13 protein-coding genes are annotated in these 13,723 nt (G+C 62.4%); 4 read left to right on the plus strand and 9 right to left on the minus strand.

Features of this window, described 5'->3' with window-relative positions; genetic code table 11:
• Positions 1-209: 209 nt before the first annotated feature.
• The 7 genes from RG2_RS15765 to RG2_RS15795 all read right to left on the minus strand — a co-directional run bounded on the left by RG2_RS15765 (position 210) and on the right by RG2_RS15795 (position 7,770).
• Positions 210-875 carry a hypothetical protein gene (locus tag RG2_RS15765; protein WP_033232412.1) on the minus strand — a complete coding sequence of 222 codons (666 nt, stop codon included), beginning with the start codon at positions 873-875 and terminating at the stop codon, positions 210-212.
• Positions 876-998: 123 nt separating this feature from the next.
• Positions 999-1,763 (minus strand): SDR family NAD(P)-dependent oxidoreductase, encoded by a 765-nt coding sequence (locus RG2_RS15770; RefSeq protein WP_033232411.1) that lies wholly within the window; start codon positions 1,761-1,763, stop codon positions 999-1,001.
• Between the two features lie 425 nt (positions 1,764-2,188).
• Positions 2,189-3,241, minus strand: coding sequence for an acyl-CoA dehydrogenase family protein (locus RG2_RS15775; protein ID WP_033232410.1), 1,053 nt, complete (start codon positions 3,239-3,241; stop codon positions 2,189-2,191).
• Positions 3,238-4,203 (minus strand): acyl-CoA dehydrogenase family protein, encoded by a 966-nt coding sequence (locus RG2_RS15780; RefSeq protein WP_033232409.1) that lies wholly within the window; start codon positions 4,201-4,203, stop codon positions 3,238-3,240. The genes RG2_RS15775 and RG2_RS15780 overlap by 4 nt, the downstream gene beginning before the upstream one ends.
• Positions 4,200-5,360 (minus strand): acyl-CoA dehydrogenase family protein, encoded by a 1,161-nt coding sequence (locus RG2_RS15785; protein WP_033232408.1) that lies wholly within the window; start codon positions 5,358-5,360, stop codon positions 4,200-4,202. The genes RG2_RS15780 and RG2_RS15785 overlap by 4 nt, the downstream gene beginning before the upstream one ends.
• Complete coding sequence (locus RG2_RS15790) at positions 5,360-6,232, minus strand: enoyl-CoA hydratase (protein WP_033232406.1); 873 nt, start codon at positions 6,230-6,232, stop codon at positions 5,360-5,362. Before RG2_RS15790 ends, RG2_RS15785 begins: the two co-directional genes overlap by 1 nt.
• The gene (locus RG2_RS15795; protein ID WP_033232405.1) at positions 6,229-7,770 is read right to left on the minus strand and encodes a FadD3 family acyl-CoA ligase; all 1,542 of its coding nucleotides are present in this window, start codon (positions 7,768-7,770) and stop codon (positions 6,229-6,231) included. The genes RG2_RS15790 and RG2_RS15795 overlap by 4 nt, the downstream gene beginning before the upstream one ends.
• Positions 7,771-7,825: 55 nt before the next feature.
• Here RG2_RS15795 and RG2_RS15800 point away from each other — a divergent pair, with 55 nt between their 5' ends.
• From RG2_RS15800 to RG2_RS15815, 4 genes are all read left to right on the plus strand, one after another.
• Positions 7,826-9,055, plus strand: coding sequence for an acyl-CoA dehydrogenase family protein (locus RG2_RS15800; protein WP_033232403.1), 1,230 nt, complete (start codon positions 7,826-7,828; stop codon positions 9,053-9,055).
• Entirely contained in the window at positions 9,056-9,868 is an 813-nt protein-coding gene (locus RG2_RS15805; protein ID WP_033232401.1) for an SDR family oxidoreductase, read from the plus strand.
• Between the two features lie 74 nt (positions 9,869-9,942).
• Positions 9,943-10,599 carry a TetR/AcrR family transcriptional regulator gene (locus tag RG2_RS15810; protein WP_045068555.1) on the plus strand — a complete coding sequence of 219 codons (657 nt, stop codon included), beginning with the start codon at positions 9,943-9,945 and terminating at the stop codon, positions 10,597-10,599.
• Between the two features lie 11 nt (positions 10,600-10,610).
• Complete coding sequence (locus RG2_RS15815) at positions 10,611-11,759, plus strand: acetyl-CoA C-acetyltransferase (RefSeq protein ID WP_033232400.1); 1,149 nt, start codon at positions 10,611-10,613, stop codon at positions 11,757-11,759.
• A 55-nt stretch (positions 11,760-11,814) separates the two neighbouring features.
• Here RG2_RS15815 and RG2_RS15820 read toward each other — a convergent pair whose 3' ends face one another.
• Together RG2_RS15820 and RG2_RS15825 are read right to left on the minus strand one after the other, a co-directional pair.
• Entirely contained in the window at positions 11,815-12,135 is a 321-nt protein-coding gene (locus tag RG2_RS15820; RefSeq protein ID WP_033232399.1) for a DUF4333 domain-containing protein, read from the minus strand.
• Positions 12,136-12,234: 99 nt separating this feature from the next.
• Positions 12,235-13,632, minus strand: coding sequence for a cytochrome P450 (locus tag RG2_RS15825; protein ID WP_033232398.1), 1,398 nt, complete (start codon positions 13,630-13,632; stop codon positions 12,235-12,237).
• Between the last annotated feature and the right edge of the window lie 91 nt (positions 13,633-13,723).

Raw genomic sequence — 13,723 nt, forward strand, 5'->3', positions numbered from 1 at the left:
GCCTTTCGGAGCGGCCGGTTTGTCCAGCGCTCGCGTGTTGTGATGGCCGCATCTCCGCCCCGACGCGGATTCACGGTATTTGTGACCGGGAGTTACCCCAGTTCCCTCAGTATGCCCATTGCAGGTCGTCCTGTCGTGGTCATACCGGGTGTTGTGACGAACCGCGATTGCTGTTGCGGCGGGAGACGTAGAACTCACTTGGCTGCGGATCAGGCAAAATCCTCGAGCTTTCCGAAGGTCAGGCCAACATCCCAGGGATGGACGTTCCACGTCTGGATGGCTGTTGTGGCGAAGATGCCTGCCGCTTCGATGGTCTCCTGCGACGCCGGCGCCGCGACGGAAACCCCTGGTTGATCGCTGGGAACCTCAGGCCAGACGCCGGTATCAGCGGGTGCGGGTGCTGCCTCCATGACGGCATTGGCTGCGCCGTCCTCGCTGATCACGGCAAACAGACAATGCGGCTGCGCTGGAGCGTCCCAGCCGCCCTGTTCTACCAGCCAGAATTCGCTGCGCGCCGCAGCGGAGAGAGCAACGTGTGCGAGTGCCAGCTCGAGTTCGTCCCACGGATCTCCGTCGACGGGGATGGGTTCGCCGAGTTGGAACGATCCGGCGGCTGCGGCGTTGTCGGCAGAGGCGAAGCGCGGTTGCACCGACAGGGTGCCAGACTGTGTGTCCAGGAAGGCAATTTCTCGAGATCTGTTGTCCGGCATCATGGTACGGGCGATACGTCCACGACCGAGCAGCTCGGCAAGACCTTCGGGATTATCGATGCTCCACAGACGGGTCTCGTCCTCGGACCAGGTGCGGATCATTCCACTGACGACGGGACTGATCAATACGGGTTCGAGATTCGTAGTGTCACTCTGTTCACTCATCGCGCGCTCCCACCGAAGTTCGTACCGCCGGACGGGTGCCAGGGGACTCTCGGACAAGTATGCCGCCTCGCGCTGTGCGCCTTTCTTAACCGCGAGGGGTTAAGAGAGGCGCACAGTAGGCGATCACATATGCGTGCCGCCATCGATGCGGATTTCGGTTCCGGTCACAAATGAGCCGTCCTCGGATGCGAGCATCGCGATCACGCCTGCCACCGCGGACGGGGGAGCAAAACCGTCACCGATGGCCGGTAGCAGCTTGCCGAGCAACGTGTAGTCGATATCGGCGGGGAATCCGGGGTCGGACGTCATTCCCGACGCGATGCTTCCTGGCGCGACGGCAACGGCACGCAGTCCCTGCTTGCTGTATTCGAGAGCAAGTGCATGCGTGAAGGATTGGATACCGCCCTTGGACGCCGCATAGGCCGCCATGTACGGGTGGGCAAACGTCGCGGAGGTGGAACTGAAGTTGACGACAACACCGCTGCCACTTTCCAGCAGAGCGGGAAGCGCCTCGCGTGTCATGAGAAAGGTACCGGTGAGGTTGACGCCGATGACGGTGTTCCAGAAGTCGAGCGACATCTCGTGGGTGCGTTCGGAGCGCAGAATTCCAGCGGCATTGACGAGGACGTCCAAACCACCGAGTGCCGTGATCGCAGAACCGATCTGTTGCCGAACGGAGTCCTCTTTCGAGATGTCGACGGTGACGACGGTGAGGCGGTCGCCATGGCCGGCGGCAGCTGCTGCGGCTCGAGTGAGTTCGAGTCCTGCTTCGGAAATATCCGCGGCAACGACGGTGCCGCCTTCTTCCAGGATTCGAGCCACCGTGGCTTGCCCGATGCCGGACCCGGCACCGCTGATGAGGATGCGCTTGTTGTCGAATCGGTTCATGAAAAATCTCCGGTCTGTGGAAGAAAACGGCGCTGCTACTTTTGATTCTCCGGAGAAGAAAAGCTCGAAACCAGGGGTTATCCCATTGAGCGAACACGTGGTGGTCGACGCTGAGCGAACCAGTGGCAGTTAACGCACTGCCGCAATCCAATTTACGTACAGCGCAAGGCTGTACGTAGCGCGGCGCTGGTCGGGTCACCGCGAGATGAAAGGAGGAATCCTGCTCGCCGACCATGCATTCCCCAACCGCCATGAGTCACGGGTGGAGCGAGTTTGACGCCAAAGCTCTTTGACCGTATTCCTGCTGCGAGGTCTTCGGCGAGCGTTAGGGCGAAAGATGCAACTTCGTAACGTGATCGTGCTGTGTGCTCGACACAAAAGCCCCCTCGGCCTTTGCGAGGCTGAGGGGGCTTCGGGTGTCGTTGCTACAGGCCTGCGGCCGTTGCCAACTCGGGCAGGTATGCACTCGGCTGGCCGAACAACTGCGCGCTGCTGTGCGCGCGCTTGAAGTACAGCTGAGCGTCATGCTCCCAGGTGATGGCGATTCCGCCGTGCAACTGAACGGCTTCGGAGGTGATCTGCTGGAAAGCCTCGGAGCAGTAGACCTTGGCGATCGCTGCGTCACCGACTGACTGTGTGGCCACTGCGGCGTAGGTCATGGACCGAGCCGTCTCGACCAGCGTGTACATGTCGGCCATCCGGTGCTTGAGGGCCTGGAAGGACCCGATTGCGCGACCGAACTGTTTGCGAGACTTCGTGTATTCCACCGTCTGTTCGACGATGGCTGCGGCAGCACCCACCTGTTCGGCGGACAGTGCAATCAAGACAACCGTTCGGATGCGATCGACCAGATCCGCAGACCATGCGAGAGGCCGCCCGCGAACACCGGAGAACGTGACCTCCGAGAGCGTCCGCGTCGGGTCCATGGTGGGGACGCGTCGGCGGGAAACACCTTCGGCTTCGGGATCGACTTCGTAGAAGCCGTCGGCCGTCAGCACCAGTAAGGTGTCGGCGACGTGTCCGTCGAGGACATAGGCAGCGGTGCCGTTCAACGCGTCTTCAGTGGCGGAGACTCCGAAGGAATCCCAACCGCTCGCACCCGCCCAGCACAGTGCAAGTGTGCTTTCGCCGGCAGCAACGCCGGGGAGCAGACGCGAGCAGGCGTCGGCATCGCCCGAGAGCAACAGGGCCTGCGCAGAGAGAATCGCGGAACCCAGCATCGGCGACGGCGTCAGCGTGCGTCCGAGTTCTTCCTGGACCACATGAACTTCCGCCAAGCTTGCTCCGACGCCGTCGAACTCCTCGGGAATCGCCAGTGCGGCGACGCCGATCTGCTCACACAGCTTGCTCCAGAGAGCGGCGTCGTAGCCGCTGTCCGTGGTGATGGCGGTGCGGACGGAAGCTGAGTCGGAATGCTTGCTCAGGAGGTCGCGTACCGACGCGCGCAATGCTGCCTGGTCTTCGGTGTCGATGCTCATGACGCAACCAGGGATGCGACGACCCGGGCGCGGTGCTCGGACGGAGTGCCCCACGCGGTAAGCAATGCTCGTACCTTGGTGAGCCACAGCGAGAGATCGTGTTCCATCGTGTATCCGATGGCGCCGTGAACCTGGAGCCCGACGCGAGCGGCCTTGTAGGCGGCGTCGCCGCAGGCAACCTTGGCAGCGGAGATGTCACGCGAGGCATCGGCCGACTGATCGCGCACCGACAGCGCGGCACCGTGTAGGAGCGGGCGAGCCATTTCGAGAGAAACGGCAACCTCGGCCAAGTGGTGCTTCATGGCCTGGAACTGTCCGATGACCTTGCCGAACTGCTTGCGCTGCTTTGCGTATTCGGTGGTGACCTCGAGGAGAGTCTGCCCGAGGCCCTGAAGCTGAGCAGCAGTGGCGAGGGCGCCCATGTCGAATGCGGCGGAGAAGTCGGCGGAGCCGAGCGACTCGCCGGCGGATACCTCGAAGAGCTTGCGCGAGAGGTCAACCGACGCCTTGGCTTCGCCGGGAACGCCGAGGCTGACTTCGCCGTCCTGTGCCAGAAGAACCAGGTCAACAGAGTTGGCATCGAGCGCAAACGGTGTGTGCGGGGGAGCTGCGACCGTGGCGAGCGAACCTTCGGCAAGAGCGGAGAGGCGCTCGGGTGCAACAGAAGCCAGCAGAGTCGGTGCTACTGCGATGGTTTCGACGACCGGGCCAGGTACCGCATGGCGACCGAGCTGCTCGAGAGCAACAACCAGGTCGACGGCGTCGGCGCCCAGGCCGTCATGCTCTTCGGCGATGACAAGTCCGTTGACGCCGGTCTCGGCGAGGCGCTGCCACAGCTTCTTGCCTGGTGCGGTGTCACCGTCGTTCCAGGATCGGATGACGGCGGGCATGTCGGACTTGGTGAGCAACGCATCGATGCTCGCAGCGAAGTCCTGGTGGGAGGAGTCGAGCGCGAATCTCATCGGTCCGCCTTAGGTAGGCCGAGCAGACGCTCAGCGATGACATTTTTCTGAATCTCGTTGGTGCCTGCGTAGATCGGGCCGGACAGGGAGAACAGGTATCCGTCCATCCAGTTGTCGGCCAGTTCAGCTTCGGGGCCCTGCAGTTCGAGGGCGGTCTCGTGGGTAGCGATGTCCCACTCGGACCAGAAGACCTTGTTGATCGAGGACTCGGCACCGAGTTGTCCACCGTCGGCGAGACGGGTGACGGTCCCGAACGTGTTGAGCTGGTAGGCGCGAGCGCCGATCCAGGCGTCGGCGACCTGATTGCGCAGAGCGCTGTCGTCCGTGCGTCCGCTGGCCTTGTACAGCTCGAGAAGGCGGTCGACGGTCGCGAGGAAGCGGCCGGGGCTACGCAGCGAGAGGCCACGCTCGTTGCTGGCGGTGCTCATCGCGACGCGCCATCCTTCGTTGACGCTGCCGATCACACCGGACTCACCCGGGTTGGCCGGGTCGTCGGGAACAAAGACGTCTTCGAGGAAGATCTCGGCGAAGCCGGGCTCACCGTCGAGCTGATCGATCGGACGCACGGTGACGCCGGGCGAACGGAGGTCGAACATGAAGTAGGTAATGCCCTTGTGACGCTGTGCATCCGGATCGGAGCGGAACAGGCCGAAGCCCCAGTCCGCGTAGCTGGCGCGTGAGCTCCACGTCTTCTGGCCGTTGAGCAGCCAGCCGCCGTCGACCTTCTTCGCGCTCGAACGCAGGCTGGCGAGGTCGGAACCGGACTCGGGTTCGGACCAGGCCTGTGCCCAGATGTCGTCGGCGCGTGCCATGCGCGGCATGATGCGTGCCAGCTGCTCGGCGTTTGCATGTTCGAAAAGTGTGGGAGCCAGCAGGAAGATGCCGTTCTGGCTCACGCGTCCGGGTGCACCCGAGCGGTAGTACTCCTCCTCGAAGATGACCCACTCGAGCAGTGACGCGTCGCGTCCGCCGAGTTCCTTGGGCCACGAGACAACGGCGTAGCCGGCGTCGGCGAGAGTGTGCTCCCACTGACGGTGCTCTTCGAAGCCCTCGGCGGTATCCATCGACTTCAGGGGAGTGGCGGGCACATTCGCCTCCAGGAACGAGCGGACCTCGTCACGGAATGCGGTTGTGGCGTCGTCGAATACGAGATCCACTAGTTTGTTCCTTCCTGCGGTGTGCGAGCACTGGCAGCCATAGCTTTGGCGTCGAGACCACCAAGCGAGTCTTTGCCTACCTCGGCGTTGTGAGCGTGAGCGAAGTGATGCAGACCGAAGACGGAATCGATGCCGTTACGCATCCCCATCTGATCCTCACACTGGTTGACGGCCTTCTTGGTGAGTGCCAATCCGAAGCGCGGCATCTCGGAGATGCGTTCGGCAAGTGCAAACGTCTCCTTCTCGAGATCGTCGCGGGAAACAACGCGGTTGACCATGCCGATTTCGTAGGCACGTTGCGCGGTGAATCGATCGCCGGTGAAGAGCATTTCCTTTGCAAATCTCGAGCCCACCATCCACGGATGGGCAAAGTACTCCACACCGGGGATGCCCATGCGGACAACGGGATCGGAGAAGAACGCGTCGTCGGCGGCGACGATCATGTCGCAGACCCACGCGAGCATCAGGCCGCCCGCGATGCAGGCGCCCTGGACCATGGCGATGGTGGGTTTGGGGATCTCCCGCCACCGGCGGCACATTCCCAGGTACACCTCCATCTCGCGCGCGAAACGTTGGTCACCACCGGGCTTGTCGACGTGATCCCACCACATGGCGGCTTTGTTCTCGTACTCGACGTGATGGTCGCGGCCCGGAGTTCCCAGGTCGTGTCCCGCACTGAAGTGCGGGCCGTTGCCTGCCAGGACGATGACTTTGACGTCGTCGTCGTCGACAGCGCGCTGGAAAGCGGCGTCGAGTGCGTACGTCACTACCGAGTTCTGGGCATTGCGGTAGTCGGGACGGTTCAGGGTCACGACGGCCACAGTGCCGCGGACCTCGTAGGTCACGACATCGGCTTCGAAAGGAACGGTCATGACTGTTCCTCGCGCAGAACTGTTTTGAGGACCTTGCCGGAGGGATTACGCGGGAGGTGATCGACGAAGCGCACTTCGCGCGGCACCTTGAATCCGGCGATCTTCTCCTTGAGGAAAGCGATGACGGATTCTTCGGTCAGTCCGGCACCGTCGAGCTGAGCGATGTAGACACGGCCCACCTCACCCATCCGGTGATCGGGAATGCCGATGGCAGCCGATTCGTGGACACCGGGCAGGCGAGCCAGCATTCCTTCGATCTCGGCGGGGTAGACATTGAAGCCACCGCTGACGTACATGTCCTTGAGACGGTCGGTGATGTCGAGATATCCACGCTCGTCGAGGGTTCCGACGTCTCCGGTGTGCAGCCAACCGTCGGCGTCGACGGCCTTGGCTGTGGACTCGGGATCGTCGAGATATCCGAGCATGACGTTCGGTCCGCGAAGCAGGATCTCGCCCTGGTCGCCGATCTTGACCTCGAAATCAGCCGTCGCGCGGCCCGAGCTCGTGGACACCGTGACCGGGTCGTCGTCGGTGCGGCACATGGTGGCCACCACTGCTTCGGTCAGGCCGTAGGCGGTGAGAACGGCGTCGAACAGTTCGCTTTGCATGCGCTCGACCAACGCGACGGGAACCGGAGCGGCGCCCGTGATGGCGATGCGCAGCGACGAGAGGTCGTACTCGCCGCGGCGAGGGTGATCGAGGATCGTCTGGTAGATCGTCGGCGCGCCCGGGAGGATGCTGACCTTCTCACGGTTGATCAGTGACAGGGTCTCGTCGATGTTGAAGACGGACACCGGCACGATGGTTGCACCGTTGAGAAGGCAGACCAGAATTCCGGCCTTGTATCCGAAGGTATGGAAGAAGGGGCTGATGATCAGGAAGTTGTCATCGGCAGTGACCTCGGCATTGTCTCCCCATGCCTGTGCGACGCCGATCGACTGGCGATGAGCGCTGATGGCGCCCTTGCTGCGACCCGTCGTACCGGAGGTGAAGAGGATGTCACTGACATCGTCGGGCGTCACCGCTGTAGCCCGAGCGTCGGCTTCGGTGCGGGTGTCGTCCGTCGCGAGGGCGAGGAAGTCCTCGAACTCGATGACGCCGGCGCGAGCGTCGTCGCCGTCTACCGGTACGCGGATCACCGTCGGAATCGACAGGTCGGGATTAGCGTCGAGCAACTGCTGGTATCGATCGGCCTTGAGGAACTTGCCGACGACTACCAGGGCAGCCGCGTCGACGCGCTCGACGATGTCGAGTGCCTCGGTGCCCGTGTATCTGGTGTTGATCGGGATAATTGCTGCTCCGGCGTACTGCGCGCCCAGCAGTGCAATCACCCAGTGGTGGGTGTTGGGCGCCCAGATGACAACACGGTCGCCTGCCTTCACTCCACGTGTGATCAGTGCGCCCGCAAAATCACGAACACGCTGGTGCAACTGTGCAAAGGTCAGTCGGGTGTCGCCATCGGCAATTGCCGCGAGCTCACCGAACTCCTCGGCGGCCCTGATAAGGGCTGATGGGATGGTTCTCGGTTGATCGGTCACTGGACTCCTACCTGACACGCTACCTAGCAAGTGCTTGGTAGGTTATCTTACATATGTGGACCAGAGCGAGAGCCCGGACGGGCAGATGACCGACGACGAGTTTGCGGCAGAAGTTTCGCAGTGGCTGGCAGAGAACCTGACCGGCAAATTTGCCCAGCTCAAGGGTAAGGGCGGACCGGGCAGCGAGCATGAGTTCTTCGAGCAACGCCTCGAGTGGGACAAGCATCTCGCGGCCGCGGGCTGGACGTGCCTTGGATGGCCAAAGGAGTTCGGTGGCCGCGGAGCGACCATCTCCCAGCAGGTTGTCTTTCATCAGGAGTACGCGAAGTCGGGTGCCCCGGCACGCGTCAGTCACATCGGCGAGGAACTTCTCGGTCCGACCCTGATCGCTTACGGAACCGACGAGCAGAAGCGTCGCTTCCTTCCGGGCATCAACACGGTCAGCGAGCTGTGGGCGCAGGGGTACTCCGAGCCCGGAGCCGGCTCCGACCTTGCCAACGTCTCGACGACGGCCCGTCTCGAAGACGGCAAGTGGATCATCAACGGCCAGAAAGTGTGGACGTCGCTCGCGCACGTTGCGCAGTGGTGCTTTGTCGTGTGCCGCACCGAGGTCGGATCCAAGCGTCACCAGGGCCTGAGCTTCCTGCTGGTGCCCTTGGATCAGCCCGGTGTGACCGTGCGTCCCATCCAGCAGCTCACCGGCACCTCCGAATTCAACGAGGTCTTCTTCGACGACGCCGTCACGGACGCAGACCTCGTGGTCGGCGAACCGGGCGAAGGCTGGAAGATTGCCATGGGCCTGCTCACTTTCGAGCGTGGTGTGTCCACACTCGGTCAGCAGATCGGGTTCGCCCGCGAACTTCAAGGCGTCGTAAACCTGGCGAAAGCCAATGGCAGCGACCAGGATCCGCACATCCGCGAGAAGATCGCCCGCGCCTGGGTCGGGCTACGCGTCATGCGCGCCCACGCTATGCGTACTCTCGACGCGGTCGACGCCGGAACCGGTGGCGGCGAAGCGTCCGTCGCAAAACTGTTGTGGGCCAACTGGCATCGCGACCTCGGGCAGCTCTCGATGGACGTCCAAGGTGCGTCGTCGTTGGTTGCACCGTGGGAGAATTCCGAAGGCCAGCCATCGGACATCACCGATCCCGAACATCTCGAGTTGGACGAGTGGCAGCGACTGTTCCTCTTCACTCGCGCCGACACGATCTACGGCGGCTCCAACGAAATTCAGCGCAACATCATTTCCGAGCGTGTGCTCGGTCTTCCCCGAGAGGCTCGCTAAATGTCTGACTCCACAGTGGTTTCGCCCTTGTCCGTAGCGCCGGAGGAAACTCCGGGCCACGGATTGCTGAAGGGCAAGAAGGCCGTCATCACCGCCGCCGCGGGAACGGGTATCGGTTTCTCGACCGCGCGTCGTGTCCTGATGGAAGGCGGCGACGTCCTCGTCTCCGACTTCCACGAGCGTCGTCTCGGCGAGACCGTCGAGAAGTTGAAGGCCGAATTCCCCGGCCAGCAGGTCGAATCGATCATCTGCGACGTCTCCAGTACCGCACAGGTCGACGCACTCTTCGACGGCGCAGCCGAGAAGCTGGGTCGCATCGACATCGTGGTCAACAATGCAGGCCTCGGCGGGGAAACACCGGTCGTCGACATGACCGATGACCAGTGGGATCGTGTCATCGACATCACCCTCAACAGCACGTTCCGTGCGACGCGCGCCGCACTGCGTTACTTCAAGAGCGTCGAGCACGGCGGTGTGCTCGTCAACAACGCATCGGTTCTCGGCTGGCGTGCACAGCATTCGCAGGCCCATTACGCAGCGGCCAAGGCCGGCGTCATGGCCCTGACGCGTTGCAGTGCGATCGAGGCTGCCGAGTACGGCGTCCGAATCAACGCCGTCTCGCCGTCCATCGCCCGCCATGCCTTCCTGGCGAAGGTCACCAGCGAAGAACTGCTGGACCAGTTGGCGTCCGGTGAGGCCTATGGCCGCGCGGCCGAGGTGTGGGAAATCGCTTCGGTGATCGCGATGCTGGCGAGCGACTACACGACATACATGACCGGTGAGATCGTTTCTGTTTCTTCGCAGAGGGCGTAGGCCTGCCGTGCGCCTTTCTGGTAGCACCGACTACCAGAGCGGCGCACAGTGAAGCCCTGGATAGGATTGAAATCATGACGCCATCCCGAAATTCCGACGACACTGCAGGAAAATCCGGTCGCCGCGACGAACTTCTCGCGATCGCAGCCGGCCTGTTTGCCGACCGCGGAGTACGGGCGACGACGGTACGCGATATTGCCGATGCAGCCGGGATACTGTCGGGCAGTCTCTATCACCATTTCGATTCCAAGGAGTCGATGGTCGACGAGATTCTGCACCAGTTCCTCGACGACTTGTTCGGCAAGTACCGCGAGATCGTGGCTGCAGGTCTTGACAGTCGGGCAACGCTCGAAGCGCTGATCGTCACGTCGTACGAAGCGATCGACGCGTCGCATTCGGCCGTCGCGATCTATCAGGACGAGGTCAAGCACCTGGTAGCCAACGAGCGATTCTCGTACCTGGTCGAACGCAACACCGAGTTCCGGGACCTGTGGGTGGGAGTGCTCGAGGCGGGGGTCGCCGACGGAAGTTTCCGCTCCGATCTCAATATCGAACTGGTCTTCCGCTTCATGCGCGACACCGTCTGGGTTGCCGTGCGTTGGTATCGGCCGGGTGGCACATTGACCGCGCACACTGTTGCAGCTCAGTACCTCGCAATTGTTCTCGACGGACTCTCTGATCCGTCTGCGGCAGCTGCCGCACCCAAAACTACTGCTGCACTATCGAACTAGGAGTAAAGATCATGTCCGAGGTTTACATCGTCGATGCTATCCGCACCCCGATCGGTAAGCGCGGCGGCGCACTGTCGGGAGTGCACCCCATCGATTTGGGCGCACACGTCATCAAGGCGGTTGTCGAGCGCACCGGTATCGATCCGGCAGAGGTCGACGACGTCATCTTCGGTTGCGTCGACGCCATCGGTGGCCAGGCCGGCAACATCGCCCGCATGTCTTGGCTCGCAGCAGGATTGCCGCAGCACGTTCCCGGTGTGACGGTGGACCGTCAGTGTGGTTCCAGCCAGCAGGCCGTCCACTTCGGTGCACAGGCAATCCTCTCCGGCACCGCAGACCTGATCATCGCCGGTGGCGTGCAGAACATGAGCCAGATCCCGATCTCGGCAGCCATGATCGTCGGCCAGCAGTACGGATTCGACACTCCCTCTTCCGGTTCCGTCGGCTGGACCGAGCGTTACGGCGATCAGGAAGTGTCGCAGTTCAAGGGCGCAGAGATGATCGCCGAGAAGTGGGATGTCAGCCGCGAAGACCTCGAGAAGTGGGCACTGCAGAGCCATGAGCGCGCCAAGGCCGCCATCGCAGCAGGCCGTTTCGACAACGAGATCGTCACCATGGGCGACGCGACCGTCGACGAAGGCCCCCGTGAGACCAGCCTCGAGAAGATGGCGTCGCTCAACGTCCTCGTCGAAGACGGCCGGATGACAGCTGCTGTCGCAAGCCAGATCTCGGACGGAGCGAGCGCACTGCTCCTGGCGTCGGAAGAAGCCGTCAAGAAGCACGGCCTCAAGCCCCGCGCCCGGATTCATCACCTCAGCGCCCGCGGTGACGACCCCATCTTCATGCTCAGCGCGCCCATTCCGGCAACGCAGCATGCGCTGGAGAAGACGGGGCTGACCATCGAGGACATCGACATCGTCGAGATCAACGAAGCCTTTGCTCCCGTCGTCCTCGCGTGGATCAAGGAAATCGGCGCGGATCCGGCCAAGGTCAACGTCAACGGTGGCGCAATTGCCCTCGGTCACCCGCTCGGCGCCACCGGCACCAAACTGATGGCAACGCTGCTCAACGAGCTCGAGCGCACCGGTGGACGCTACGGCCTGCTCACCATCTGCGAGGGTGGCGGCACCGCAAATGTGACGATTATCGAGCGTCTCTGACAAATCTGCTGTGCGCCGTTGTTAACCGCCCGCGGTTAACAACGGCGCACAGCAGTTAGTTCGGGGTATCCGCCACCTGCACGTCGAACTTGACGTTGTCGCCGTCGACGCTGGTCACAGTTCCCGTCACGTCGTACTCGGTGCCCTGGTCGGTCAAGGCGCACACGACAGTCGCACCGACCTCCGCATCGAGTCCCTCTGGGCAGGTGACGTCGTCGGGTGCCCTACCGACGGTCGCTGCGAGCTGGCTGGACATCTGGGCTGCGACCTTGTCGGCAGGTACCTGCTTGTCGCCGACGCTGACCGATGCCGAGCACGCGCCGGAAGCCAGTGCGGCAGCTACGCAGATTGCCGCGACAAGGTATTTTCTCTTCACTGTGTTCTCCCAGGTGAGCGCGGTTCCAGCCTCGGACCGGCAGGCCCTCGCTGATAGTAGACCTGGAATCAGCTCTTTGGACGATTCGGGCACGATGGATCAGCGTCGGCGAACCGACAGCGTGAACCCCTCCGGCATCAGGGTCAGACGCTCGACAACTTTCAACCGGTACTCGGGATCTGGTTCGACGGTGTACTTCTGCAGGATCGTTCCCAGAACGAGAACTGCCTCATGGATGGCGAATTGTCTTCCGATGCACGCGCGTTCGCCGGTTCCGAAGGGCTTGTACGTGTGGGCGGGGCGCGCTTTGATATTTGCGGGCAAGAATCTGTCCGGATCGAAGGCTTCCGGATTGTTGCCCCATACGGGATCTCGGTGCAGCGACGGGATGAGGACAAGCATCCAGTCACCCTTCTTCATCGGGTATTTGCCGATCAACGTGGTGTCCTGCCGAGCGGCGCGGGCATAGGCCGGGGCCGTCGGCCACAGCCGCAATGATTCGTCGAGGACGCGTCGGACGTACCGCAGTTTTGCGATCTTCTCGAATGCCGGTTCTTCCGTGCCCCACACGGCATCTACTTCTGCCTGTGCTTTGGCCAAGACCTCCGGATTCTGCGACAGGTAGTAGAGCGCGAAGGACAAAGCGCCGGAGGTTGTTTCATGCCCAGCGACCAGGAATGTGACGACCTGGTGCCGGATGTTCAGCTCGTCGATCCGGTTGGGATCGTTCTCCCGGGCAGCACGCAGCATCAGTTCCAGAAGATCTTCGTGTGCGCCGCCGGGGTTCTCTCGCCGAGCGCGAATCACCTCGTCCACAACTTCGGCCATGTATGCCTTGCGCACGTCGTCGCGTTGGTCTGCTCGCCGTGCGAGGCGTCGGCCGAGGGCTGTGGATTTGAGGAACGTAGTCCGCTGTGAATGGGACAGGGTGCCGATCATCGCCTTCACAAACGGATGCTGTTCTTCGCGCTCGAACGAATCGAAGGAGTAGCTGAACCCCGTGCGGCCGATTGTCTCGAGCGTCAATTTGGTCATGTCAGCCGAGACGTCGATGGGGGAGTCGGTGCCATGACGGTCCCAGTACGCAACCAGTTCGCCGGCCACGTCGAGCATCGTGCGGTGGTACGAGCGCATGGCCGTCTGGCTGAACGCCGGAGCCAGAAGATTGTGGGCCTTGGCCCAGTTGGGTTCGCTGTTGTAGGCCGTGAAGAGTCCGTCGCCGCCGATCCCTCGTAGGGCTTTGACGCCTGGTGCCAGGTGTTTTGCAAACCTGGACTCATCGGAAAGGTCGGCAACCATGTCTGCGCCGGATACGAAGACAAAGCGATTTCCGACTACATTGCGTTCGAAGATCGGGCCGAGTTCGCGGCCGATGCTCACTGAGTTCTGCAGTGGTGTACGGACGTTGACACCCAGAATGTCGCCGAGGAGGGGGAGGCGCCAGGCCGGATGCGGAATAGCAGGCGCGCCCGTGTTCGGCGTTGCGTCGACGCTCATCGTTGTCCCCCGAGAAGAGTTCGCTTACTGAATTGGTGTCTAGTACGCAAAGTACGCCTTACTGAATCGGTGTCAAGTAGTAATCTGAGTT

It is taken from the genome of Rhodococcus globerulus NBRC 14531 (assembly GCF_001894805.1).
GTDB classification, from domain to species: domain Bacteria; phylum Actinomycetota; class Actinomycetes; order Mycobacteriales; family Mycobacteriaceae; genus Rhodococcus_F; species Rhodococcus_F globerula.